At 71.7% G+C, this 24,275-nt stretch carries 25 protein-coding genes; 19 read left to right on the top strand and 6 right to left on the bottom strand.

From position 1 onward, the window contains the following. Window positions 1–2 precede the first annotated feature (2 nt). The 3 genes from MMF94_RS20760 to MMF94_RS20750 all read right to left on the bottom strand — a co-directional run bounded on the left by MMF94_RS20760 (window position 3) and on the right by MMF94_RS20750 (window position 2,757). A complete protein-coding gene (locus tag MMF94_RS20760) occupies window positions 3–662 on the bottom strand; it encodes a response regulator transcription factor (RefSeq protein ID WP_241038771.1) in 660 nt (219 codons plus the stop codon). Window positions 663–812: 150 nt separating this feature from the next. Continuing rightward, a complete protein-coding gene (locus MMF94_RS20755) occupies window positions 813–2,438 on the bottom strand; it encodes a sensor histidine kinase (RefSeq protein WP_241038770.1) in 1,626 nt (541 codons plus the stop codon). Further along, window positions 2,425–2,757, bottom strand: a complete 333-nt coding sequence (locus MMF94_RS20750; protein ID WP_241038769.1) for a hypothetical protein — start codon at window positions 2,755–2,757, stop codon at window positions 2,425–2,427. Before MMF94_RS20750 ends, MMF94_RS20755 begins: the two co-directional genes overlap by 14 nt. 112 nt (window positions 2,758–2,869) lie before the next feature. Here MMF94_RS20750 and MMF94_RS20745 point away from each other — a divergent pair, with 112 nt between their 5' ends. From MMF94_RS20745 to MMF94_RS20730, 4 genes are all read left to right on the top strand, one after another. Beyond that, window positions 2,870–4,429, top strand: coding sequence for a DNA-3-methyladenine glycosylase 2 family protein (locus tag MMF94_RS20745; RefSeq protein ID WP_241038768.1), 1,560 nt, complete (start codon window positions 2,870–2,872; stop codon window positions 4,427–4,429). Further along, complete coding sequence (locus MMF94_RS20740; RefSeq protein ID WP_241038767.1) at window positions 4,426–4,923, top strand: methylated-DNA--[protein]-cysteine S-methyltransferase; 498 nt, start codon at window positions 4,426–4,428, stop codon at window positions 4,921–4,923. Before MMF94_RS20745 ends, MMF94_RS20740 begins: the two co-directional genes overlap by 4 nt. A 195-nt stretch (window positions 4,924–5,118) precedes the next feature. Beyond that, window positions 5,119–6,645 (top strand): DNA recombination protein RmuC, encoded by a 1,527-nt coding sequence (locus MMF94_RS20735; RefSeq protein ID WP_241038766.1) that lies wholly within the window; start codon window positions 5,119–5,121, stop codon window positions 6,643–6,645. Beyond that, window positions 6,642–7,211 (top strand): DUF6542 domain-containing protein, encoded by a 570-nt coding sequence (locus tag MMF94_RS20730; RefSeq protein ID WP_241038765.1) that lies wholly within the window; start codon window positions 6,642–6,644, stop codon window positions 7,209–7,211. The genes MMF94_RS20735 and MMF94_RS20730 overlap by 4 nt, the downstream gene beginning before the upstream one ends. Here the strand turns inward: MMF94_RS20730 and MMF94_RS20725 are convergent. Further along, the gene (locus tag MMF94_RS20725) at window positions 7,123–8,097 is read right to left on the bottom strand and encodes a 4-hydroxy-3-methylbut-2-enyl diphosphate reductase (protein WP_241038764.1); all 975 of its coding nucleotides are present in this window, start codon (window positions 8,095–8,097) and stop codon (window positions 7,123–7,125) included. The genes MMF94_RS20730 and MMF94_RS20725 overlap by 89 nt on opposite strands. Window positions 8,098–8,197: 100 nt before the next feature. Between MMF94_RS20725 and MMF94_RS20720 the strand changes: the two genes are divergently transcribed. The 3 genes from MMF94_RS20720 to MMF94_RS20710 are packed head-to-tail and all read left to right on the top strand — an operon-like array spanning window position 8,198 to window position 10,328. Then, the gene (locus MMF94_RS20720) at window positions 8,198–8,791 is read left to right on the top strand and encodes a lipid droplet-associated protein (protein ID WP_241038763.1); all 594 of its coding nucleotides are present in this window, start codon (window positions 8,198–8,200) and stop codon (window positions 8,789–8,791) included. Next, window positions 8,788–10,116: an exodeoxyribonuclease VII large subunit gene (xseA, locus tag MMF94_RS20715; RefSeq protein ID WP_241038762.1), complete on the top strand. Its 1,329-nt coding sequence runs from the start codon at window positions 8,788–8,790 to the stop codon at window positions 10,114–10,116. Before MMF94_RS20720 ends, xseA begins: the two co-directional genes overlap by 4 nt. Continuing rightward, entirely contained in the window at window positions 10,113–10,328 is a 216-nt protein-coding gene (locus MMF94_RS20710) for an exodeoxyribonuclease VII small subunit (protein ID WP_241038761.1), read from the top strand. Before xseA ends, MMF94_RS20710 begins: the two co-directional genes overlap by 4 nt. Before the next feature lie 12 nt (window positions 10,329–10,340). Here the strand turns inward: MMF94_RS20710 and MMF94_RS20705 are convergent, their stop codons facing one another. After that, on the bottom strand, window positions 10,341–10,997 hold the full coding sequence (locus MMF94_RS20705) for a DUF4245 domain-containing protein (RefSeq protein ID WP_241038760.1): 657 nt from the start codon (window positions 10,995–10,997) through the stop codon (window positions 10,341–10,343). A gap of 172 nt (window positions 10,998–11,169) precedes the next feature. Between MMF94_RS20705 and glpX the strand changes: the two genes are divergently transcribed. From glpX to MMF94_RS20665, 8 genes are all read left to right on the top strand, one after another. Next, window positions 11,170–12,246 (top strand): class II fructose-bisphosphatase, encoded by a 1,077-nt coding sequence (glpX, locus tag MMF94_RS20700; protein ID WP_241038759.1) that lies wholly within the window; start codon window positions 11,170–11,172, stop codon window positions 12,244–12,246. Window positions 12,247–12,400: 154 nt separating this feature from the next. Further along, window positions 12,401–12,958 (top strand): L,D-transpeptidase, encoded by a 558-nt coding sequence (locus MMF94_RS20695; protein WP_241038758.1) that lies wholly within the window; start codon window positions 12,401–12,403, stop codon window positions 12,956–12,958. Between the two features lie 77 nt (window positions 12,959–13,035). Next, complete coding sequence (locus MMF94_RS20690) at window positions 13,036–14,448, top strand: class II fumarate hydratase (protein WP_241038757.1); 1,413 nt, start codon at window positions 13,036–13,038, stop codon at window positions 14,446–14,448. Between the two features lie 128 nt (window positions 14,449–14,576). Beyond that, window positions 14,577–15,779 (top strand): EAL domain-containing protein, encoded by a 1,203-nt coding sequence (locus tag MMF94_RS20685; protein WP_241038756.1) that lies wholly within the window; start codon window positions 14,577–14,579, stop codon window positions 15,777–15,779. Window positions 15,780–15,961: 182 nt separating this feature from the next. After that, window positions 15,962–17,098 carry an ABC transporter substrate-binding protein gene (locus tag MMF94_RS20680; RefSeq protein ID WP_241038755.1) on the top strand — a complete coding sequence of 379 codons (1,137 nt, stop codon included), beginning with the start codon at window positions 15,962–15,964 and terminating at the stop codon, window positions 17,096–17,098. A 9-nt stretch (window positions 17,099–17,107) separates the two neighbouring features. Further along, window positions 17,108–18,010: an ABC transporter permease gene (locus tag MMF94_RS20675; protein WP_241038754.1), complete on the top strand. Its 903-nt coding sequence runs from the start codon at window positions 17,108–17,110 to the stop codon at window positions 18,008–18,010. Beyond that, the gene (locus MMF94_RS20670) at window positions 18,007–18,798 is read left to right on the top strand and encodes an ABC transporter permease (protein WP_241038753.1); all 792 of its coding nucleotides are present in this window, start codon (window positions 18,007–18,009) and stop codon (window positions 18,796–18,798) included. The genes MMF94_RS20675 and MMF94_RS20670 overlap by 4 nt, the downstream gene beginning before the upstream one ends. After that, complete coding sequence (locus MMF94_RS20665) at window positions 18,795–19,796, top strand: ABC transporter ATP-binding protein (RefSeq protein WP_241038752.1); 1,002 nt, start codon at window positions 18,795–18,797, stop codon at window positions 19,794–19,796. The genes MMF94_RS20670 and MMF94_RS20665 overlap by 4 nt, the downstream gene beginning before the upstream one ends. Before the next feature lie 195 nt (window positions 19,797–19,991). Here the strand turns inward: MMF94_RS20665 and MMF94_RS20660 are convergent, their stop codons facing one another. Next, a complete protein-coding gene (locus MMF94_RS20660) occupies window positions 19,992–20,795 on the bottom strand; it encodes a phosphate/phosphite/phosphonate ABC transporter substrate-binding protein (protein WP_241038751.1) in 804 nt (267 codons plus the stop codon). A 237-nt stretch (window positions 20,796–21,032) separates the two neighbouring features. On the opposite strand from MMF94_RS20660, the gene MMF94_RS20655 reads away from it, so the two are divergent. The 4 genes from MMF94_RS20655 to MMF94_RS20640 all read left to right on the top strand — a co-directional run bounded on the left by MMF94_RS20655 (window position 21,033) and on the right by MMF94_RS20640 (window position 24,177). Beyond that, window positions 21,033–21,239 (top strand): ribbon-helix-helix domain-containing protein, encoded by a 207-nt coding sequence (locus tag MMF94_RS20655; protein WP_241038750.1) that lies wholly within the window; start codon window positions 21,033–21,035, stop codon window positions 21,237–21,239. Further along, window positions 21,236–21,631, top strand: coding sequence for a type II toxin-antitoxin system death-on-curing family toxin (locus tag MMF94_RS20650; protein WP_277398776.1), 396 nt, complete (start codon window positions 21,236–21,238; stop codon window positions 21,629–21,631). The genes MMF94_RS20655 and MMF94_RS20650 overlap by 4 nt, the downstream gene beginning before the upstream one ends. Window positions 21,632–21,671: 40 nt before the next feature. Next, on the top strand, window positions 21,672–23,189 hold the full coding sequence (locus MMF94_RS20645; RefSeq protein WP_241038748.1) for an ATP-dependent DNA ligase: 1,518 nt from the start codon (window positions 21,672–21,674) through the stop codon (window positions 23,187–23,189). 148 nt (window positions 23,190–23,337) lie between these two features. Next, window positions 23,338–24,177 (top strand): SAM-dependent methyltransferase, encoded by an 840-nt coding sequence (locus tag MMF94_RS20640; protein WP_241038747.1) that lies wholly within the window; start codon window positions 23,338–23,340, stop codon window positions 24,175–24,177. Window positions 24,178–24,275: the final 98 nt, after the last annotated feature.

The raw sequence follows: 24,275 nt of genomic DNA, 5'->3' as shown, positions 1-24,275 counted from the left end.
CCTCAGCCGTCGAGCCGGTAACCCATCCCCCGTACCGTCACGATCCGCTCGGCACCGAGCTTCCGCCGCAGGTAGCGGACGTAGACGTCCACCACGTTCGAGCCCGGGTCGAAGTCGTAGCCCCACACGTGGCTGAGCAGCTGCTCACGGGAGAGCACCTGCCCGGGGTGCCGCAGGAACGTCTCCGTCATCGCGAACTCGCGGGCAGACAGATCCACCGTGCGCCCACCCACCCGCGCCCGGCGGGTGCGCAGGTCGAGCTGGAGCCCGCCGTGCGTGAGCACCGTGGGTTCGGCGGTCCGGTCGGTCGCGAGCCGCAGCCGCACCCGGGCCAGCAGCTCCTCGAAGCGGAACGGTTTGGGCATGTAGTCGTCGGCGCCGCCCTCCAGCCCGGCGACCGTGTCCTGCACGCTGTCACGCGCGGTCAGGACGATCACGGGCATCGGGCAACGCTCGGCCCGCAGCTTGCGCAGCACCGCGAAACCGTCCATTCCCGGTAGGCCGATGTCGAGCACCATCAGGTCGAACCCACCGGTCATCGCGTAGTCGTAGGCCGACGGGCCGTCGCCGACGACCGTCACGGCGAAGCCGTTGGCCGACAGCCCCTTCTCCACGAACGCGGCGATGCGCGGCTCGTCCTCGGCGATCAGGATGCGGCTCACGAGTCCTCCTCGCTAAGGCTCGTCGGCCGCGTTCGCGGGGCTGCTGCGCCGGATGGTGAGCTCACAAGCTCGCTCACGAGCCCTCCCCGCTGACGCCCGTCGGCCGCGTCCACGGGACTGCTGCGCCGGATGGTGAGCTCACAAGCTCGCTCACGACGCCACCGGGTGCGGGACCGGTGGCACCACGACGGTGAACGTGGCGCCCGCTCCGGGCACGCTGTCCAGCAGCACCTGGCCGCCGTGCGCCACGGCGATGGCCCGGACGATCGACAGGCCCAGACCGGCGCCGTCGGACCGGGGGCCCGCCGCTGCGCCGCGGGCGAACCGCTCGAAGATCCGTGCCCGGTCGGCGGCGGTGATGCCCGGTCCGGTGTCCGAGACCCAGAACCGCAGCAGGCCGCCCGCGAGCTGCGAACCGATCGCGATCCGGTCGCCGGGACGCGTGTAGCGGCACGCGTTGTCGGCGAGAGCGACGATCGCCTGCGTGATCCGCTGCGGGTCGAGCACGGCGTCGACCCGGGCGACGGTCTCCAGCACGAACTCCCGCTCGCCCAGCCGCGCGACCTTCTCGAACGCGTCCTCGGTGAGCTCCCCGACGGCCACCCGTTCGAGCTGCAGAAACGCCGGCTGCTCCGAGCGCGCGAGCAGCAGCAGGTCCGACACCATCCGGTTCATCCGGCCAAGCTCGTCGTCGACCAGCGCGATCGTCGAGGCGACGTCGGAAGGATCGGCGGGATCCAGCACCTCGAGGTGCCCGCGCACGATCGTGATCGGCGTGCGCAGCTCGTGGCCGGCGTCGTCGACGAACCGGCGCTGCGCCGCCACTCCCATCTCGACGCGGTCGAGCATGGCGTTGACCGTGCGCACCAGGTCGCCGAGCTCGTCACGCTCGCCGGGGTCGGGGATGCGCCCGGACAGGTCGGTGTCGGTGATCGTGCGAGCGGTCGCGGCGACGTCACGCAGCGGGCGCAGGATGCGCCCGGCGACCAGCCAGGCTCCCGCCGCCGCGCCGAGGAGCGTGATGCTTCCGACCAGCAGCATGAGCCGGGCGGCGCTGTCGGCACCCGCGCGTTCGGCGTCGGCGAGGTAGGCGGCCACGATCACACCGCGCGACGGGTCACCCTCGAGCGAGACCGGGATCGCGAGGTAGCGCACCTCCCCCGCCACCGGGCTCTCGTAGCGCCCGTCCCGCGGCTCCGGCACGGCGGCCACCAGGCTCGCGAACTCCGGGTCCCGTGCAAGCACCTCCGGTGTGCCCGGCTCCTGGCGGCTCTGCGAGCGGTACGCGCCGTCGACATAACCGAGGAACTTCTCGTTGGGCCGCGCGATGTTGTACGCGATCGCTTCCCCGATCACGTCGCCAACGGTCGCGAACGGCAAGCCGGTGCGCGGGTTGATCCCGGTGGCCGTCAGCTCGGCGAACTCGTCCACTTCGGACCGAAGCGCGTCCTCCATCCGCTCGTCTGTCGCCTGGATCAGCAGCCGCCACGTCACGAACGTGACGACGGCCAGTGCGCCGAGCACGAGCAGGAGGACCCAGCCGATGATCCTGGTCCGCGCCGTCCACAGCACCGCGCGCAACCGCGGGGGAACGGCTCGGCGCAGCACAGCGGTGTCCGCGTCGGCCCGGAGGTCCGTGCGGTCGAGCATCGCGGGCATCGGCGTCCTCGTCGTGGCCTCCGGGGCGCCGGCCCGATCGGTGGGGCGCCGGTGCGGTCCATCGTCGCCGAGATCGGGTCGGGGGCGCAGCTCGGCGGGGCGATCAGTCGTCGTCATCGCGCCCGTCGTCGCCTCGCCCGTCGTCGCGCCCATCGTCATCGCCCGGTCCGTCGTCGCCAGGCCCGTCGTCACCGCGGCCGTCGTCGTCCCCGGCGCGGACGGGGGGCGGCGGGGCGACGTAGCCCTGAGGGTCCGCAGGTGGCTGCTCGGGTGGGCGCACGCCCGGATCGGGGGCGGCGGGGGCCTGCACGGTGATCGGGTCCAGGGGCTCGCCATCACCCGTCCGCGCCGAACCCAGCGCGGCCACGCCGACCACGACACCGATGACGAGCAGCACGGTGGTCACGATCGTCAGGGGGAGGCGCACAACGCCCATGCTGGGCAGCGCAGGTGACCATGACGTGAGACGGAGATGAGAGGACTCTCATCTGCCGTTCGCGTCCGATTCCCGCCAGTGCGAGGACGTTTGCGGTGGCAGAGTCGACGCCGTGTTACTCGATGAGGAACGTTGCTACCGCGCCGTCGCCGCCCGCGACGCCCGCTTCGACGGGCAGTTCATCACCGCGGTACGCACGACCCGGATCTACTGCCGGCCGTCGTGCCCGGCGATGACGCCGAAGCGGGCCAACGTCGAGTTCCTGCCCACCGCGGGCGCCGCACAGCAACGCGGGTACCGCGCCTGCCGCCGCTGCCAGCCCGACGCCGTGCCCGGCTCGCCGGACTGGAACATCCGCGCCGACCTCGCCGCGAGGGCCATGCGGCTGATCGCCGACGGCGTGGTCGAGCGCGAGGGGGTCGTAGGCCTCGCCACCCGGCTCGGCTACTCCGAGCGTCATCTCAACCGGGTGCTCACGGCCGAACTGGGAGCCGGGCCGCTCGCGCTGGCCAGGGCGCACCGGGCGCACACCGCACGGCTGCTGATCGAGACCACGCCGCTCGCGATGGCCGACATCGCGTTCGCGGCAGGCTTCGCCAGCGTCCGGCAGTTCAACGACACCGTGCGCGAGGTCTACGGGGTTCCGCCGACCACGCTGCGCACGGAGGCAGGCCGCCGCCGGGGAGCGATACCTGCCGCGGCCGGGACGCTCGTGCTGCGGCTGCCGTACCGCCCGCCGTTCGACGGCAACGGCCTGCTGTCGTTCTTCTCCGCGCGCGCCCTGACCGGCGTCGAGTCCGTCGTGGACGGGACGTACCGGCGGACGCTGCGGCTGCCGCACGCTGCCGCGACCGTGGCGCTGGACCTGCAACCCACCGTGCCCGGCAACGGCAGTCGACGTGCCGCCGGCGCCGAGCACGTCGTCGCAACCGTGCGCCTGGGCGATCCGCGTGACCTCGGCCCCGCGGTGGCCCGTCTCCGCCGCCTGCTCGATCTCGACGCCGACCCGCTCGCCGTCGACGCCCTGCTCGGGGCCGACCCCGCGCTCGCGCCGTCCGTGGCCACCACGCCCGGGATCCGGCTCCCGGGCAGCGTCGACAACGTGGAGACGGCCCTGCGCGCGGTGCTCGGACAGCAGGTGTCGGTGGCGGCAGCCCGGACTGCTGCGGTCCGGCTGGCCGCGGCGCTGGGCGAGCGGCTGCCCACCCAGCTCGTCGGCGCGGCCGACGACCCGTCCGCCGACACCGCGGACCTCCTGTTCCCGACGGCCGCCACGATCGCCGAACGCGGCGCCGAGGTGCTCACCGGGCCGGCCACGCGCATCGCGACCGTGCTCGGGCTGGCCGAGGCGATGGCGGACGGGTCCCTCGTACTCGACGCCGGGCGCGACCCGGCCGAACTGCGGTCGGCGCTCGTCGCCCTGCCCGGCATCGGGCCGTGGACCGCGGGCTACCTCGCGATCCGCGTGCTCGGCGATCCCGACGAACTTCTCGCCACCGACCTCGCGGTGCGCCGCGGGGCCGGTGCGCTCGGTCTGCCGTCCGACGCCGGACGGCTCGTGGCCCACGGCGAGAACTGGAAGCCGTGGCGCTCCTATGCCGCGATGCACCTGACGCGCGCCTCGGCCCTCACCCCCACAGCCACCACTCGAAAACTCCGGAGGACTTCATGAACGCCATCTGGTCCACGTTGGACACCCCCATCGGACCGTTCACGGCCGTCGTCGACGAGGACGGGGCCGTCATCGCCTCCGGCTGGACGGCGTCGCTGGACGAGCTGGTCCCGCAGATCCACCCGACACTGCGGCCCACCGAGCTGGCAGAAGGCGATCTCGGCGCCGTCGGCGACGCCATCGTCCGCTACCACGACGGCGATGTGTCCGCTGTGGACGACGTGCCGGTGAAGCAGCGGTCCGGCGAGTTCCTCGAGCACGCCTGGGACGTGCTGCGCACGATCCCGGCAGGCGCCCCCGTCACGTACACGGAGTACGCGGCGAAGTCCGGCCGCCCCGCCGCCGTGCGGGCCGCGGCGTCGGCGTGCGCGCGCAACGCAGCGGCGCTGTTCGTGCCCTGCCACCGCGTGCTGCGCACCGACGGCACCCTAGGCGGCTTCCGCTGGGGCTTGGAAGCAAAGCGCTGGCTGCTGAACCACGAGAGCCACCGCTGACCCCGCACGAAGAGAGCGTTGTGGAGCCGTAGTGCTGTTGGGGCGCGGGGCCTGACGGCACTACGGCTCCACAATGCTCACCGGCGAGTAGCTCGACCATCTGTTCGACCGTTCACCGATTCGTGTCGCTCGTTGGACCCGCGGTTCGGCGAGTCTGCCCGGTTTCCGTCGGAGGCCCGGTGCACGCTGATCGCCGTGGACACCGCCGCCGTCTCCGTGCTGCTCATCGGCCTGATCGTCGGCGCCGTGCTCGGCGCGGGCGTCGTCTGGTTCCTCGTCACCTACCGCTCCCGGATCGCGGCGGCTGAGGCCGGGCGGGCGGCGGCCGATGCCTCCGCGATGGCGCGGGCGGATGCGGCCGGGCTGCGCGCCGAACGCGCCGGGCTGCTCGAACGGCTCGACGACCTCATCGAGCAGCACGAACGGGCCACCGAACGGCTGCGCCGTGCGGAGTCCGAGGCGGCGGCGGCCCTGGCGGCGTTGCAGAGCGAGCGCGAGGCGGGGGCGCAGCGCGAGCAGCTTCTCACCAGGCGCGACGCCGAGCTCCGGCAGGCCTTCCAGGCGCTCTCGGCCGACGCGCTCGCCCGCAACAACGAGCAGTTCGTCGCCCTCGCCGAGGGGCGGATCAAGGAGGCCACCGCGGCTCTCGCCGCCAAGGCCGAGGGCGACGCCACCACCCGCGCCCAGGCAATCGCACAGCTGCTCGACCCGGTGGCGTCCACGTTGCAGCGCGTCGAGGGCCAGCTGCGCACGGTCGAGAAGGAGCGCGAGTCGGCGTACGCGGGGCTCCGCGAGCAGGTCAGCGCCATGCGCCTCAGCTCGGAGCAGCTACAGCACGAGACGAAGGCGCTGGTCAACGCGTTGCGCGCGCCCCAGGTGCGCGGCCGGTGGGGTGAGCTGCAGCTGGAGCGGATCGTGCAGCTGGCCGGGATGGTCGAGCACTGCGACTTCTCCACCCAGGTCACCGGGCAGGGCGAGGACGGCGGCGTCCGGCCGGACATGGTCGTGCACCTGGCCGGTGGCAAGCAGATCGTGGTCGACGCGAAGGTGCCGTTCGCGGCCTACCTCGAGGCCGTCGAGAGCCGCGACCCCGACGTGCACCGCGAGCGTCTCGCCGCCCATGCCCGGCAGCTGCGCCAGCACGTCGACGCGCTCTCGGCCAAGAGCTACTGGGCGGCGTTCGAGCCGTCGCCGGAGTTCGTCGTGCTGTTCGTGCCGGGCGATCCGTTTCTGGAGGCCGCGATGCAGTCCGATCCGGCGCTGCTGGAGCACGCCTTCTCGCACAACGTCGTGGTCGCTACGCCCACCACCCTCATCGCCCTGCTGCGCACCGTCGCCTACAGCTGGCGGCAGGAGGCGCTGGCACGCAACGCCGCCCAGGTCCACCAGCTCGGCAAGGAGCTCCACAGCCGCCTCGCCACGATGGGCACCCACGTCGCCAAGCTCGGCCGCAGCCTCGACTCGGCCGTCGCCAGCTACAACCAGACGGTGTCCTCGCTCGAGGCGCGTGTGCTGGTCACTGCCCGCAGGTTCACCGACCTCGAGGTCGCCGGCGACGAGATCGCAGCACCGGCCCAGGTCGAGCGGGCTCCGCGCACCGTGGCCGCGCCCGAGCTGGTGGCCTCGGCCGACGACTCGCTGGTCGCGCTGCACGAGCTCGCCCGCGGAGAACGACCCGCAGGCGAAGGCCGTCCGGAGGGCAGAGCTACCGTGACGAGGTGACCAATCGCGGTGAACGGGGCGCGGGCGGCAGGTGGCCGATGAGTGACCGGTCGGTGATCCCCAGTGTGCTCGGGATCCCACCCGTCGCGGCGGTCGGCGTCGGCGCTGCGCTCACCGCCATCGGCGTGATCGGCGACCTCGTCCGCATCGGCAGCCTCGGCATGGTCTTCGCCGTCTGCTACATCGCCGGATGTGTCCTCGCGATCGGGTGGGTGCGGCGCGACGGGCTATTCGGGCCGATGGTCCAGCCGCCGCTCCTGGTGGCCGTGGCCGTGCCGGTCGTCGTGCTGCTCGCGGGCTCGCCCAAGCCGGGCGCCGGGGTGGCCGAGCGGCTGCTCGTGGTGGGCGCGCCGCTGGTCAACGCGTTCCCGACCATGGCGTCGACCACCGGCATCGTGCTGGTCATCGGCCTGGTCCGGCTCATCGTGCAACGCCCGCTCGACGCCCCGGCCGCCACCGCGCCCGAGGAACCGCCCGTCAGCCCGCGGCGGAGCTCTGCTGCGGGCCGCGGGCGGGGCGCAGCTCGCGGGGCAGCGAGAACGTCAGGGTCTCCTCGGCGGTCGTGACCTCGTCCACGGAGGCCCAGCCGCGCTCGGCGAGATGGTCGAGCACGCCCCGCACCAGCACCTCGGGCACCGAGGCGCCGCTGGTGAGCCCGATCGTCCCCACGCCCTCGAGCCAGCGCTCGTCGATCTCCCGGGCGTAGTCGATGAGGTAGGCGGCGCCTGCGCCTGCCTGCAGCGCCACCTCCACCAGCCGCACCGAGTTGGACGAGTTGCGCGACCCCACCACCAGCATGAGATCGCACTGGGCGGCCATCGCCTTCACGGCGACCTGGCGGTTCTGCGTCGCGTAGCAGATGTCGTCGCTCGGCGGGTTCTGCAGCGAGGGGAAACGCTCGCGCAGCGCGCGCACCGTGTCCATCGTCTCGTCGACCGACAGCGTGGTCTGCGACAGCCACACCACCCGCTCCGGATCCCGCACGGTCACGCCTGCCACGTCAGCGGCCGTCTCGACGAGCTGGATGTTCGCCGGCGCCTCACCCGAGGTGCCCTCCACCTCCTCGTGGCCGTGGTGGCCGACGAGCAGGATGTCGAAGTCCTCGCGGGCGAAGCGCTTGGCTTCCTGGTGGACCTTGGTGACCAGCGGGCAGGTGGCGTCGATCGTGCGCAGTTGCCGCTCGCGTGCCTGGTCGCGGACCGCAGGGGACACACCGTGGGCCGAGAACACCACGAGTGCACCTTCGGGCACCTCGTCGGCGTCATCCACGAAGATCGCGCCGCGCTCGGTGAGCGTCTCGACGACGTGCACGTTGTGGACGATCTGCTTCCGGACGTAGACCGGCGGGCCGTACTGTTCGAGCGCCTGCTCCACGGCCTCGACGGCCCGGTCGACGCCTGCGCAGTATCCGCGCGGCTTGGCCAGCAGGACGCGCTTGTTCGCTCCGGACATGGGCCCCAGCCTACGGGCCCCTCCTGTTCTCGCAGACGTCACGCATCCCCCCGAAACCCCCAGGCTGCTCCCTGCGGCCGGGCAGAGGAGACTGGGGGTCATGAGCCCGCTGCCGCTGCCGGTGCGGCTTGCCGCCGGCCTTGTCGCCACAGCCGTCGAACAGGCCCGTGACCTGCCCCGCCTCGTTGTCGAGTTCCCCGTCACCGCCGTGAGCCAGGCCCTGCAGGCGTCGATGCGCGTGCAGCAGAAGGTCACCGAGCTGGCCATCAAGGGCGATCGCGCGCTGGGGACGCTACGTCCCGTCGAGGAGCGGCCGGCATGGGCCGTCTTCGACGACGAGGAGCCGATGGAGCGCAACGGCGCGAGCACGGTGAGCACGCTGCACCAGCGGTCCGTGCGCGACGCCGTCGTCACGCTCGCAGCCGATCCGGCCCAGCCCGAGGCACCCGTGCAGACGGCCGCCGAGGTCGCGGCGGAGACCGCCACAGACGCGGCGCCTGCGGACGACACCGCGACGGGCCCGAACGTCCTGCCCGGCTACCGGGACCTGACGATCCCGCAGCTGCGCGGCCGGTTGCGCCACCTCACCGTGGAGGACCTGCAGGCGCTCCTGGACTGGGAGACGGCCCACGACAACCGGCCACCGTTCGTCACGATGCTCTCCAACCGGATCACCACGGTCAAAGAGGGGTGACCCACCCGAACTCGGCCGACCAGCCGTGGCCGGTCCGCACGGTCGCCAGGAAGATCGCCGAGTGGGTCGACCGGCTCGGGGCGGTGTGGGTGGAGGGCCAGCTCGCCCAGGTCACCGCACGTGCCGGCACCGGCACCGCCTTCCTGGTGCTGCGCGATCCCGCCGCTGACGTGTCGCTCCAGCTCACGGCACCGATCGGGCTCGTCCGGGACGGCGGGCCCGCGGTGGCCGAGGGCAACCGGGTCGTCGTCCACGGGAAGCCGTCGTTCTTCCTGGGCCGCGGCACGCTGAACCTGCGAGTCGACGAGATCCGCGCCGTCGGCATCGGGGAGCTGCTCGCCCGGATCGAGCGGTTGCGCAAGCTGCTGGCCGCCGAGGGCCTCTTCGACCCGGCGCGTAAGCGGCGGCCGCCGTTCCTGCCCGGCTGCATCGGCCTCGTCACGGGCCGGGCGTCGGCGGCGGAGCACGACGTCGTGTCGAACGCGACGGCACGGTGGCCGTCCGTCCGGTTCCGGATCGAGCACACGGCCACGCAGGGCGCGCTGGCGGTCCCGCAGATCGTCGACGCGCTCGGTGCGCTGGACCGCGACCCTCAGGTCGACGTGATCGTGCTGGCCAGGGGCGGCGGCAGCGTGGAGGACCTGCTCCCGTTCTCCGACGAGACGCTGTGCCGCGCGGTGGCGGCCTGCCGCACGCCCGTCGTGTCGGCGATCGGCCACGAGCCTGACACCCCCCTCGTCGACCACGTCGCCGACGTCCGGTGCTCCACGCCCACCGAGGCCGGGCGGCGGCTCGTGCCGGACCTGGCGGAGGAGACGGCCCGCATCGCGGGGCTGCGCGACCGGGCGCGGCGCGCGCTGGCGGGATGGGTGGACCGCGAGGAACGGCTGCTCACAGCCTTGCGCGGGCGTCCTGTGCTGGCCGACCCACTGCAGGCCATCGACGCGCGTGCCGCCGAGGTGGAGCGGCTGCGCGAGGCTGCCCGGGCGTGCCTGCTACGCGGCCTGGACCGCAGGAGCGCCGACCTGGAGCACGTCCGGGCGCGGTTGACCACACTCGGGCCGGCCGCCACGCTGGCGCGCGGTTACGCGGTGGTGCAGCGGTTGTCCGACGGCGCCGATCCGGGGACGGTGCTGCCCGTGCTGCGGTCGGTCAGCGAGGTCGGGCCAGGCGATCGGCTGCGGATCCGGGTGGCAGACGGGGCGGTCACCGCCGCCGTCGGGGACCACACGCACGCAGGGGGCGCTGATAACGAGGCCGTGGACAGTGGCACGGCGAAGCCGCCGAGCGCCCGCCCACGCAGGAGGAAGGCGAGCACGACATGACCGAACAGCCTGGCGTCGACGGGCTGGGTTACGAGCAGGCCCGCGACGAGCTCGCCGAGGTGGTGCGCACCTTGGAGACCGGCGGTCTCGGCCTGGACGAGTCGGTGGCTCTGTGGGAGCGGGGCGAGGCGCTCGCCCGGCGCTGTGAGCAGCAGCTGGCCGGAGCGCGCGAACGCGTCCAGAAGGTGCTGGATCCGCCCGCCTCCGACTGACGTAACCGCAGGTCAGCGCGGGAGCGGGGGCGCGCCGGCTGCCGCGGCGGCCAGGGTGCGGAACTCCTCCTCGTTGCCGCTGCCTGTGAGCAGCATGCGCACCGGGCTGCCACCCGGCGTGGTGACCTCCGTGATCCAGACGGGCTCGGCACGTGCCGCCGCGCTGCCCTGCCCGCCGTAGACGACCCACTGCTGCCCGTCGACGTCGACGGGGCCACGTCCCGGGACCGGCGCCTGCCCGGCCGCCGTGGTGAGCAATGCCGCCTCGGAAGCGTCGCTCTGCAGTAGCTGCAGGTAGCGGCCGCCTTGCGTGACGTACCCGGAGCGGACGGCCTGGCCACCCCCGGTGACGGGGTCCTGGTCCACCGAGTTCACCCGCCAGCCCGCCGGCACCGCCGGATCCCGGACGGGGAACGGCATGAGCGGCGCGAGCCTGCCCAGCTCGGCCGGCGCATCGACGACCGGGACGGCGCCGGGGTCGATGGACGGCCCGGTGGGCGCGAACGACCACGACCCGGACAGCGCGCCGAACCCGATCACGATGAGCACGAGAACGCCCAGCGCCACGAGCATGTCCCGCATGGTCATCGCCGACCGCGGCGGCTTGGACGGCGGACCCGCGGTGGGGCCCGCGGACGGCCGCGGCGTCGGATCCGGCTGGGAGGTCACGCGTCCCATCCTCCCAGCACGTGCGGATCGTCTCAGCCGCAATGGTTTCGGACTGTTGGACAACCGTTGATGCGACCGATCTGCCAGGATCAGAAGCAACCCCGAACGGCCCCCCGCGAGCACCGCGCGTGCTCGCCACGGGGGAGCAGCCACGGGGAGAAGGAGGCCGTAGATGAGTTCGGCGGAGGACGCCAGCACCCCCCGCGAGCGGCGCCGTGAAGCGCCCGACCGCAACCTGGCGATGGAGCTCGTGCGCGTCACGGAAGCCGGCGCGATGGCCGCCGGGCGCTGGGTCGGGCGCGGCGACAAGAACGGCGGTGACGGCGCGGCCGTCGACGCCATGCGCCAGCTCATCGGCACCGTGTCGATGCGCGGGGTCGTGGTGATCGGGGAGGGCGAGAAGGACGAGGCGCCCATGCTCTACAACGGCGAGGAGGTGGGCAACGGCGAAGGCCCGTGGTGTGACGTCGCGGTCGACCCGATCGACGGCACCACCCTGATGGCCAAGGGCATGCCCAACTCGGTGGCCGTCCTCGCTGTGGCCGAGCGTGGAGCGATGTTCGACCCGTCCGCGGTCTTCTACATGGAGAAACTCGCCGTGGGGCCGGAGGCGGCCGACGTCATCGACATCACGATGCCCGTGGCGGAGAACATCCGGCGGGTGGCGGCGGCGAAGCAGACCGACATCACGGACGTCACGGTGTGCGTACTCGACCGGCCGCGCCACGAGTCGCTGGTGAAGGAGATCCGCCGCACGGGCGCGCGCATCCACTTCATCTCCGACGGCGACGTGGCCGGAGCGATCTCGGCTGCCCGCCCCAACACGGGTGTCGACCTGCTCTACGGGATCGGCGGCACGCCCGAGGGGATCATCACCGCGGCGGCGATGAAGTGCATGGGCGGCGCGATGCAGGGCAGGCTCTGGCCCAAGGACGACGAGGAGCGCGCCAAGGCCGTCGACGCGGGTCACGACCTGGATCGGGTGCTCACCACCGACGACCTCGTCCGCGGCGACAACGTGTTCTTCTGCGCCACCGGCATCACCGACGGCGACCTGTTGCGCGGTGTGCACTACCGGGCGGGCGGGTGCACAACGCAGTCCATCGTCATGCGTTCGAAGTCGGGTACCGTCCGGATGATCGACGGCTATCACCGGTTGACCAAGCTGCGCGAGTACTCCTCAGTGGACTTCGATCTGTCCGATGAGCAGCTGGCCGCAGTGGAGCACTCCGCCCCACCACTCCCGTAGCCTAATTTCGAAACGCACCATTCCGTAATGGAATCGTCAGGGCGTGGGACCGCCATCACGGTTGATCCGCGCGAAGCCGACACGGAATGCTTCGTATAGCTACAGAAGCGGGGGTTGAGCGACCCGCCCGAGGGTCGTCGATTGGGGTTCGTCCATGCGTGCACTCAAGCTCCTCGGTCTCGCCGGGGCCACGGCCGCTGCAGTTTTCCTGGGGAGCGCTGCGGTCGGAGCGGCTCCCGCCGAGGCCTCGATCAACCTGCCCAGCCCGGCGGTACCCGCTCCTGTGCACGCACCACCGCCGGGCGCTCCGGGAGCGAACGCACCCGCCCCGGACAGCGGCAACCTGGCGCCGACGGCGGCCGGCACGCCGTGCTCGTCGAGCGCCAGGGCATGCCTCGACCTGTCCACCAACCGCGCCTGGCTGCTACAGGGCGGCAAGATCCAGTACGGCCCGGTGCCGGTCACCCACGGACGCAAGGGCTACCTCACCCCGCCGGGCACGTTCCGGGTGTCGTTCAAGGACATGAACCACAAGAGCTCGCTGTTCAACAACGCCCCGATGCCGTACTCGGTGTTCTTCAACGGCGGCGTCGCCTTCCACCAGGGCAGCCTCCGGCAGCTCTCCCACGGGTGCGTCCACCTCTCCCGCCCAGCCGCCCAGACCTTCTTCAACACGCTGCAGACGGGCGACGTCGTGCAGGTCGTCCCGTAAGAGCCCACGAACGGTCGCACCGTGCCGTCGAGCACTCCTCGATGCGCGCGGCCCGACCGGCGAGAACACTGGGCCACATGAGCGACGACGCCGAGGCCGGGTTCCGCATCGAGCACGACACGATGGGCGAGGTGAAGGTGCCCGTCGACGCCCTGTGGCGGGCCCAGACGCAACGTGCGGTGGAGAACTTCCCGATCTCCGGCCGCGGTCTCGAACGGGCTCAGATCCGCGCGCTGGGACTGGTCAAGGGCGCTGCCGCCCGCGTCAACGGCCGGATCGGGGTGCTCTCCCCCGAGATCGCCGAGGCGATCGCCGCCGCCGCCGACGAGGTGGCAGCAGGCAAGCACGATGCCCATTTCCCCGTCGACGTGTTCCAGACCGGGTCGGGCACGAGCTCCAACATGAACGCGAACGAGGTGATCGCTTCCGTCGCCGCCCGTGCCGGTGTCGACGTGCACCCGAACGATCACGTGAACGCATCGCAGTCGTCGAACGACGTGTTCCCCACCACGATCCATCTCGCCGCCACCGAGGCGATCGGCGCCGACGTGATCCCCGCGCTGGAGCACCTCGCAGCCACCCTGCGCCGGCGCGCCGCCGAGTGGGCCGACGTCGTCAAGGCCGGGCGCACCCACCTGATGGACGCCGTGCCGATCACGCTGGGCCAGGAGGCGGGCGGCTGGGCGACGCAGGCCGAGTACGGGGCCGCCCGGCTGCACGACACCCTCACCCGGCTCGGACAGCTGCCGATCGGCGGCACCGCGGTAGGCACCGGCCTCAACGCACCGGACGGGTTCGGCGCGGCCGTCGTCGAGGAGCTCCGATCGGCCACCGGGCTGGAGGTGCTGTCCGAGGCGCCCGACCACATCGAGGCCCAGGGCGCGCGCGACGGTCTGGTGGAGGCCTCCGGAGCGCTCCGCACCGTGGCCGTCTCGCTGTTCAAGATCGCCAACGACATCCGCTGGCTCGGCTCGGGCCCCCGCACCGGGCTCGCCGAGCTGCACCTGCCGGACCTGCAGCCGGGCAGCTCGATCATGCCGGGCAAGGTCAACCCCGTGATCTGCGAGGCCACGATGATGGTGGCCGCCCAGGTGATCGGCAACGACGCCACGGTGGCGTTCTCCGGCAGCCAGGGCAACCTCGAGCTGAACGTCATGATGCCGGTGATGGCACGCAACGTGCTGGAGTCCGCGCGGCTGCTCGCCGCCGTGGCCCGCCTGCTGGCGGACAAGGTGGTGGCCGGCGCCGAGGCGGACGTCGAGCGGGCGCGGGAGTTCGCGGAGTCCTCGCCGTCCGTGGTCACGCCGCTCAACCGGTACCTCGGATACGAGGAGGCGGCGTCGATCGCGAAGCAGTCGCTGAAGGAGCGCAAGACGATCCGCGAGGTCGTGCTCGAACGCGGGCACGTCGACGCAGGCAAGCTCACGGCCGACCAACTCGACGCCGCACTGGACGTCCTGACGATGGCGCGGGGAAGCAAGACATCTTGACCGATCGGGCGCGAAATATCACCCGAAGGGTTCGAAGCCTGTAGCCCTCGGTGATGATTCATCCGATGTTCACCCTTCGCGCTACGCCACGTGATTGAGTTCCCTCACGCGCAGCGGGAGGGGGCCTGATGAGCGATCACGGCAGGTTCACGTTCGAACCGCTGCTCAACCTCGTGAACGGGCGGCCCGTTGGCATGGAGGTGCGTCGCGCCCAGGCGCGCGACCAGGTCCAGGTCGTCGCGCGCCAGTCGGTGTGGGGCACCCGGCAGCTCGCCGAGTTCGACTCCGGCATCGCGATCGCCTCGGTGCTGGCAGGCACCGGCTACGACGCCACGGTGCCGCTGCACGTGGATGTACTGGCGGACACCGTGGTGACGGCCCGCCGTCGCGTCACCCAGCTGCGCTCGTCGCTGCAGAAGCGCGAGCCCAGCGGGTTCACGCCGCCGATCCTGCTGGAGATCAACCCGGCACTCTCGGCGGCACCGCCGGACGCGCTCGCCGAGGGAGTGGCAGAGCTGCGGGCCGACGGCTTCGGCATCGGCTTCGACGCGGTGAGCCGGGGCTTCGGGCTCGACCTCGTCGCCGAACTCGAACCCGATCTCGTCAAGATCGACCCCGGGCTGGTGGCACGGCTCCCGCACACGCCTCGGGCGCGCACCGTCGTGCAGGCGCTGGTCGAGGTCTGTCACGCCGTCGGCGTACGCGTGTCCGCCACCGGCGTCAGCACCCCGGACCAGCTCGCCGCGGTGCGCGACCACGGCGTCCCCTGGGCGCAGGGCCCGCTGCTCGCCGAACCCCGCAGGCGCCCGTCGACGAGCGGGATCCTGCTGCCGGTGGAGCTGATGCCGCAGGCCCACGCGGCGCGGCAGCCGTCGCAGCACGCCCCCGTCACCGTCGGACAGCAGCAACCCCAGCAGGTCCGCCACACCCTGGCCGACCTCGCGCAGGCCGCGGTGGCCCTGCCCGAGACGGCCACCGCCGAGAAGGTCCGCCAGGCGCTGGCCGACCACCCGCAGGCCGGCAGCGTGGTCCTGCTCGACGCGAACGGCCGCCCCAGCGGCTTCCTCGACCGCAACCGCTTCATGCTGGCGATCTCGGGTCCGTTCGGCCGCGCGCTGTACGCGAACAGGCCTGCGATGGCGCTCGCCGAGCAGCCGCGCACCATTCCGACCACTGTGGACGCCCGCGGCGCGCTCCAGTTCTGCCTCTCCGGTGACCGCAGCCGCAGCTACGACGACCTGGTGCTGCTCGACGGCAACCGCGTCTGCATCGGCATCGTGCGGGTGACCGACCTCGTGCAGGAAGCGGCGGGGAGCCCGTCGGCCGCCTGAGCCGCTCTGCGTCCCAGCCTTCGTGGCAGCGCTGCCGACAGGCCGCGACCTTTCCGTGACGGTCTCGCAATGCGTCAGTATCCGCTGATACATGCCCCGGATGGATGATCTCCACAAACCGGAAACGTCAACAGCGCAGGCTGCGGCGTCCCCATCGGGTGATCAGGGAAAAGGAGCTCCCCATGACCGCACGCCGCGTACTGGTGGCCGCGATCGGCGCCGCGCTGGCATTGAGCGCGGCCGGATGCGTGAGCTCAGGTGGCTCGGACAGTCCGGCTGCCGAAGGCGGCACCGGCTGGGCCACTGCCGCCTCGGCGCAGGCACGCGGAGGGTTCGACGCCCTCGTCGCCGCCGCCAAGGCCGAGGGCCAGCTCAACGTCATCGCGCTGCCGCCCGACTGGGCCAACTACGGCGCGATCATCAAGACCTTCGGCGACAAGTACGGCATCAAGGTCAACTCGGCGAACCCCGAGGGAAGCAGCCAGGACGAGATCAACGCCGTCCAGCAGCTCGGCACGCAGGACCGCGCCCCCGACGTGCTCGACCTCGGGCAGTCCTTCGCCACCGGCAACACTCCCCTGTTCGCGCCGTACCAGGTGCAGACGTGGGACTCGATCCCGGACGGCAACAAGGACGCCGGTGGCGCCTGGGTCAACGACTACGGCGGCTTCATGTCCATCGGCTGCAACGCGAAGCTGGTGCCGACGTGCCCCGCCACCTTCGCCGACCTGGCCAAGCCGGAGTACGCGGGCAAGGTGGCGCTCAACGGCGACCCCACGCAGGCAGCCGCCGCGTTCGCGGGCGTCTGGGCGGGAGCGCTCGCCAACGGTGGGTCGCTCGACGACATCGCCCCCGGCGTCGAGTACTGGGGCAAGCTCGCGAAGAGCGGCAACCTCCTCAAGGTCGACCCGACGCCTGCCACCATCGAGAGCGGCCAGACGCCGATCGTCCTCGACTGGGACTACCTGAACGTCGCACAGGCCGACAAGGTGAAGGCGTCGTTCGAGTGGAAGGTCGCGGTGCCGTCCGACGGCCTGTTCGCGCAGTACTACACGCAGGCGATCAACAAGAACGCCCCGCACCCGGCCGCGGCGCGCCTCTGGCAGGAGTTCCTCTACTCCGACGAGGGCCAGAACCTCTGGCTGGCGGGTAAGGCCCGCCCGGTGCGTCTCGACGCGATGACCCAGGCCGGCACCGTCGACAAGGATCTCGCCGCGGCGCTCCCCCCGGTGAGCGGCCAGCCGGAGTTCCCGACCCAGGCCCAGACCGACGCGGCTCAGAAGGTCGTCGCCGAGGGCTGGTCCGGTGCAACCGCATAAGGAGCAGTGATGACAGCACTGCTCGAGGCCCCCGCCGCGCCCCCGGAACGGGTGCGCGCCACCCGGTCCTGGGCCGCGGCGCTGGGGCTGGTGCCGTTCCTGGGCTACATGCTGGTGTTCCTGGGCGGCCCACTCTTCTTCGTCATCAACGGCGCATTCGCCGACGCGGACGGGCGGCCCACGCTGGCCAACCTGGTGGCGTCGGTGAGCGAGCCGCAGTACCGCGCGGCGTTTCTGTCGAGCCTGCTCATCTCGGCCGTCACGGCCGTGATCGGCGCGGTGTTCGGCACGTTCCTCGCCCAGGCCGTGCTCACCGGGCGCCCCGACAGCCCGTTGCGCCGGATCGTGGCCACCGCGTCCGGTGTGCTCGCCTACTTCGGCGGCGTGCCGCTCGCCTTCGCCTTCATCGCCGCACTCGGCCAGACGGGGCTCGCCACCGTCTTCCTGCGCGGCATCGGCATCGACCTGTACGCGGGTGGGTTCCGGATCGACTCCCTCACCGGTCTGGGCCTCACCTACGTCTACTTCCAGGTGCCGCTGATGGTCATCCTGATCACCCCGGCCCTGGAGGGGCTGCTGCCGCAGTGGCGTGAGGCGGCGGAGAACCTCGGCGCGTCCGCGTGGACGTACTGGCGCCACGTCGCGCTGCCGGTGCTCGCGCCCGCGCTGGGCGGTGCCACGCTCGTGCTGTTCGGCAACGCCTTCGCGGCCTACGCCACGGCGCTCGCCCTCACCAGCGGCTCGATCCCACTGCTGCCCACGGCGATCGCGTCCGCCCTCTCGGGCAACGTGCTCGCCAACCAGCAGAACGTGGGGCTCGCGCTCGGCGTCGACATGGTCGTCGTGATCGCGCTCGTGATGGTCGGGTACCTGCTGCTGCAGCGCCGGGCCGCCCGCTGGAGCGCCAGATGAGGCGGCGGCGCTGGCGCGTCGTCGTCCTCACGATCGCGGCGATCTACTTCCTGGTGCCATTGTTGTCCGCAGCCGAGTTCAGCCTGCGGATCCCCGGCGGTGGCTACGGCGTGGGCAACTACCTGGCGATCGCCGGTGACGACGTGCTGCTCACCGCGCTGTTCACGTCGTTGCAGATCGCGGTGCTCACCGCAGTGGTCGTGCTCGTGCTCGTCGTGCCCACAGCGGTGTGGGTGCGGCTGCGCTTCCCCTCGGTGGCCGGGCTGCTGGAGAGCGCCACGATCCTGCCGATCGTCGTGCCACCCGTCGTGATGGCGGCCGGCATCGCGTTCGTCCAGGCCAATCTCGGCGGCCCGGTGTTCCGCACCCTGTTCGCGTCCTCCACCACCGCGCTCACCCCGTTCTACGTGGTGCTCGCACTTCCGTTCGCCTACCGGGCGGTCGACAACGGGCTGGCGGCGATCCCCCTGCGCACGCTCGTGGAGGCGGCCCGCAACCTGGGTGCCGGGATGGCGTCGGCACTGGTGCGCGTGGTCCTGCCGGCGATCCGCACGGCCGTGCTCGGCGCCGCGTTCCTGACGCTGGCGCTCGTGCTCGGCGAGATCGTCATCGCCCGCATCCTGCTCTACACCGACACCTTCCCCATCGCTGTCGTCGAGGTGGGGCGCAGCGCCGCAGGCGTTTCGGTGGCGTTGTCGCTGGCCAGCCTGCTGCTCACGTGGTTGCTGCTGCTGGCGGTGTCGTTCGCCGGTGGCGGCCGCACCCGTTCGAGGAGGACCTCCGCATGACCGACGTCATCACTGCACCGCAGGCGACGGATCGCGGCACCGCCGTGGAGTTCCGCGCTCTGCGGCGCAGCTACGGCACCACCCACGCCCTCGACGGGCTCGACCTGGCGTTGAAGCCCGGCGAGCTGCTCGCCCTGCTGGGCCCGTCCGGGTGTGGGAAGACCACCGCGCTGCGGCTGCTGGCCGGCTTCGACACCCCGACGTCCGGCCAGGTGCTGATCGGTGGCAAGGACGTCACCGGCATGCCGGCGTCGAAGCGCGACACCGGCATGGTGTTCCAGGCCTACAGCCTCTTCCCCACGATGACGGCCGCCGAGAACGTCGGGTTCGGGCTGCGCATGCGGCGCGTGGGCGCGGCGGAGCGGGCTCGGCGGGCTGCCGAGCTGCTCGAGGTCGTCGGGCTGGGTGACCGGGGTGGCTCGTATCCGCACGAGATGTCCGGCGGCCAGCAGCAGCGCGTGGCACTCGCCCGCGCGCTGGCCGTCTCCCCGTCGGTGCTGCTGCTCGACGAGCCGCTCTCGGCGCTGGACGCCCGGGTGCGCGTGCAGCTGCGCGACGAGATCCGCCGCGTGCAGCTCGCGGAGGGCATCACCACGCTGTTCGTCACCCACGACCAGGCAGAGGCCCTGGCCGTGGCCGACCGGGTGGCAGTGCTCAACAAGGGCAGGCTCGAGCAGGTGGACACCCCGCAGGAGGTGTACAACCGGCCCGCCACGGAGTTCGTCGCCGAGTTCGTCGGGGTCACCAACCACGTCCCCGTCGAGGACGGCGACCGGCCGCTGATCCGGCCGGGTGCGCCGACGCGTCAGGTGCGGCCGGAAGGGCTCGCCGTCGGAGACCCCGACGGCTTTCCGGGCACCGTGCTGACCAGCACGTTCCTCGGTGCGGTCACCCGGCTGGTGGTCACCAGTGAGGTCGGCGAGCTGATCGTCGACGTCACGAGCCGACCGGGCCTCCCCGGCGCCGGGGAGCCGACCACGGTGACGCTCGCCCCCTGACCCGCACGGTCGCCGCCACCCGTCTCCTCCGGGTGGCGGCGACCGTCCGAGGTCAGGATCCGGTTGTGCAGTTCTTGTTCTTGGTGATGGCGCAGACCTGGCGGATCGGGTTGTAGAACGCGTCGTTCACCGGCGCGTAGCCCCAGGTACCGCTGGCCCCGAACGCGCAGTCCTGCCCGCAGAAGCCGTTGGCTTTCAGGTAGTCGATGTTCGCCTTGTTCTGGAAGCGTCGGTCAGCTCCGTCTTGAGCTGAGGTGAGAGCGAGTTGCTGATCGCCACCGGCGAGCCCGGGATGATGTCGGAGCGCCAGAGGACGGTCAGCTGTCCGGGATTGAGCTGACCCGACTGCGGTAGGACCGTGTCGACCATCGAGTCGTCGGCGAAACCGGCGTCGCACCGTCCGGAAAGAACTTCGAGCGCGGATGCGTCGTGACCGCCGGCGAAGATCGGTTGCACACCCGTCATCGGGTTGATCCCGTTCCGGAGCAGTTCAGCGGACGGATACAGGAAACCGGACGTCGAATCCGGGTCGACATAACAGATCTTCTTTCCGGAGTAGTCCTTGATCGACTTGATCGGTGACCCGGCCTTCGTGATCCCGTAGGAGTGGTATCCGGGTGCCTCGCCCTTGTGGTCGATCGAGGCACCGACAGCCGTGATGTCGGCGCCCTGCTCCTTGGCGAGTACGTACGACAGCGGGCCGTACTCGGCGATCTGGACCTGCCCGGCGAGCTGCGCCTCGATCACGGCGGCGTAGTTGGTGGCCTGGTGGAACTCGATCTTCTTCCCGGTGACCTTGGAGAGCATGTCGAGGACGGGCGCGTACCGCTGCTGGATCCGCGTCGTCTGCTCGCCGGGAACCGCGGAGAACACGAGAGTGTCGGGGTCGGAACCTCCCGCTCCACTCTGGGAGGTGGAGGCGCTCGCGCCACAGCCGGCCAGGAGTGCGAGGAGCACAGCGGCCAGGGCCGGCAACGCGCGGCGGAGGGTGCGGTTCATCGCGGTCGGTGACCTCCCCGCTCACAAAGGGTCGATGGCGCAGAAGGGAGGGCAATTCGATTCGGGGTCGCCTGGAGGTCCGGCATGGGCCGAGCGTCCGAGCCGGTGATGCTGGCGCGCGGTCCGGTGGGTTGCGTAGAGCGGAACGAGGACCAACGCTTCCGAACCCATGCCCGCTCAATTCGGCGTGCTCGCGAAGCCTCCCGCTCGCCGGTATCACACTGGTATCGTTTACAGATGGCCATGACACTGCGGCTCACGGAAGACGAGGCCGAGGCCCTGCGCGCGCAGGCCGAGATCGAGCACCGCTCCATGCAGGACGTCGCCCGCGAAGCCGTGCGCGAGTACATCGCCCGCCACGCGCACCTCTCCCGGGTCCACGGCGCGCTCGAGGTTCTCACGCCTCGCTACGAGGAGCTTCTCGACCGGCTCGGCAAGGCGTGACGGAATTCCTCACGCTCGAGTCATTGATGCAGATCGCGCGGCAGGCTGTCCCGGGCAGACCCGAGGTGCGTGACTACGGGCTGCTGGGGTCCGCGCTCGCGCGGCCGCAGGCCACCGTGTTCGGGAAGGACGCCTATCCGAGCCTGCACGGCAAGGCGGCCGCGCTGCTGCAGTCGCTGGTGAGCAATCACGGCTTGGTCGACGGGAACAAGCGGTTGGGGTGGCTTGCCACCGCCACCTTCTTGTGGATCAACGGCTATGACGTGGTGGCGACCGACGACGAGATCTTCCGGCTGGTCGTCGGGATCGCCGCGAGGGATGCGCCGCTCGACGACGTCGACCACATCAGGCAGGAGCTCGTCCGCTCCACCCAGCTCAGGCCGTCCTCGTAGCGGGCGCAACCTGCGCGGAATGTCGGTGTGCGCTGTCAGGATGGGCCACGTGTTGCTCGCCGACGTCGTCGCCGCATCAGCGGAGGTGGGGGCCACGCGCTCCCGCACCGCGAAGGCGGCCACCCTCGCCGCCCTCCTGCGCCGGGCCGAGGGCCACGAGGTCGAGCCGGCCACGGCATGGCTGGCGGGTGAGCCACGGCAGAACCGTCTCGGCACCGGCTGGCGCACCCTCGTCGCGATCGACGCTGCTCCGGCGGCCGAGCCTCGGCTGGAGGTCGCCGGGGTCGACGCCACCCTCGACGCGCTGGCAGCCACCACCGGCGCCGGTTCCACGGCCCGCCGAACCGCGCTGCTCGCCGAGCTGTTCGGCGCCGCCACCGCCGACGAGCAGGAGTTCCTGCGCCGGCTGCTCACCGGCGAGCTGCGTCAGGGCGCCCTGGAGGGCGTGATGCTGGAGGCGGTCGCCGCGGCGGCCGAGGTGCCCGCGGCCGCGGTCCGGCGCGCGTTCATGCTCTCCGGCCGGCTCCCCGCCACCGCCCGGCTGGCGCTCACCGAGGGAGTCGCAGGTCTCGATGCCGTCTCGCTGCAGGTAGGGCGGCCGGTGCGGCCCATGCTCGCCTCTCCCGCCGCCACTCTCGATGCCGCTCTGGCCGAGATCGGGCCGCGCGCAAGCGTCGAGTACAAGCTCGACGGCGCTCGTATCCAGGTGCACCGCGAGGGCGACGACGTACGGGTCTGGACTCGTACGTTGCGCGAGATCACCTCCAGCGTCCCGGAGCTCGTCGAGCTGGTGCGATCGCTGCCGTGCCGTTCGGTCGTGCTCGACGGGGAGACACTCGCGTTGCGCGACGACGGCCGCCCCCGCCCGTTCCAGGAGACGATGAGCCGGTTCGGTGCGGCTGCGGGCGAACTGCTGCTCCAGCCGTTCTTCTTCGACTGCCTGCACCTCGACGGCACCGACCTGCTCGACGCACCGCTCGCGCAGCGACTCGACGCCCTCGACACCGCCGTCGGCAGCCACCGCATGCCCGGTCTGATCGCGCCCACCGGGGAGGAGGCCGCCGCGCTCCTCGACCAAGCCATAGCGGTAGGCCACGAAGGTGTCATGGTCAAGTCGCTCGACGCGCCCTACGCCGCCGGGCGCCGCGGCCGGGCGTGGCAGAAGGTCAAGCCGGTCCACACGCTCGACCTCGTCGTGCTCGGTGCGGAGTGGGGCCATGGCCGCCGCTCCAACCAGCTCTCGAACATCCACCTGGGCGCCCGTGATCCCGACGGCGGCGAGCCGATCATGGTCGGCAAGACGTTCAAGGGGATGACCGACGAGCTTCTGGCATGGCAGACCAGCACGTTCCCGGCCCTCACCCGGGAGCGGTCCGCCCACGTGGTGCTGCTGCGGCCCGAGCTCGTCGTCGAGATCGAGCTCGACGGCGCCCAGCGCAGCCCTCGCTATCCGGGTGGTGTGGCGCTGCGGTTCGCCAGGGTGCTGCGTTACCGCCCGGACAAGACTCCCGCGGAGGCCGACACGATCGACGCGGTCCGCGCGCTCCTGCGCGACTGACGCTCGGCGGGCAACAACGTTCTACTGAACGTATACGCCCCAGCGCGTGCGTCGAGGTATGTCGACGGTGCATGATCGGCATCGAGCGGGCCATCCGCTTCGGCGTCGGGGCTGGGCGCCGGCTCAATCTGTCAGCCGGAGGAGAAGTATGAAGCACGACCGGGCACCCGGTACCGAGAACCGCGGGCTGGACGGCACGGTGCCGCTCCCGGAGATCGACCTGAACATGCCCTCCGTCGCACGCGCCTACGACTTCATCCTCGGCGGCAAGGACCACTTCGAGGTCGACCGGCGCGCTTCCGACGCGCTCTACGCCGCAGTCCCCGAGACAGGCGATCTCGCGAGGTCCGGCCGCGATCTCATCCGCCGCACGGTCACCCACCTCGTCGCCGACCTCGGCATCCGCCAGATCATCGACATCGGCTCGGGCCTGCCCACCGTGGGCAACGTGCACGAGATCGCCCATCGCGTCGACCCCAGCGTCCACGTGGTCTACGTCGACAAGGACCCGATCGTGCTCGCGCACGGCCGCGCGCTGCTCGCCGACGAGGAGCGCACCACCGTGATCACCGCCGACATCCGTGACCCTGACGCCATCTTCGACAACCCCACCACCCGCGATTTCATCGACTACGACAAGCCGTACGCGGTGCTGGCGGTGAGCATCCTGCATCACCTGCACGATGAGGACGCCCTGGTCACGGCGGAGGCGCTCAAGGCACGCCTGGACCCCGGCGCCTATCTCCTGCTCGCCAACTTCGTCGACGACGACGAGCCGCGGGCCAAGGAGCTGGAGCGGGCGTTCCTCGAGGGCGGACTCGGCACGGGTCGCTTCCGCACCTGGGCCGAGCTACGCCGGTTCAACGAGGGCCTCGATCTGGTCGAGCCCGGCCTGGTCTACGCCAACGACTGGCACCCTGACGACGAGACGCCCGTCGACAGCGCGGTGCACACGCTCTTCGCCGCTGCGATGGGCCGCAAGCGCTGAGGCCAGGCACCGTTGCCACCGCTGTGACGTGCGGCGACGGCACCGCAGCGGTCGATCCGGCGCACGATGGGAAGCGCAACGCGCCGTACGCGCGTACC

The organism is Pseudonocardia alaniniphila (genome assembly GCF_022524485.1).
In the GTDB taxonomy this organism is placed as follows: Bacteria; Actinomycetota; Actinomycetes; order Mycobacteriales; family Pseudonocardiaceae; genus Pseudonocardia; species Pseudonocardia alaniniphila.
This window is presented reverse-complemented; position numbering and strand designations above follow the sequence as displayed.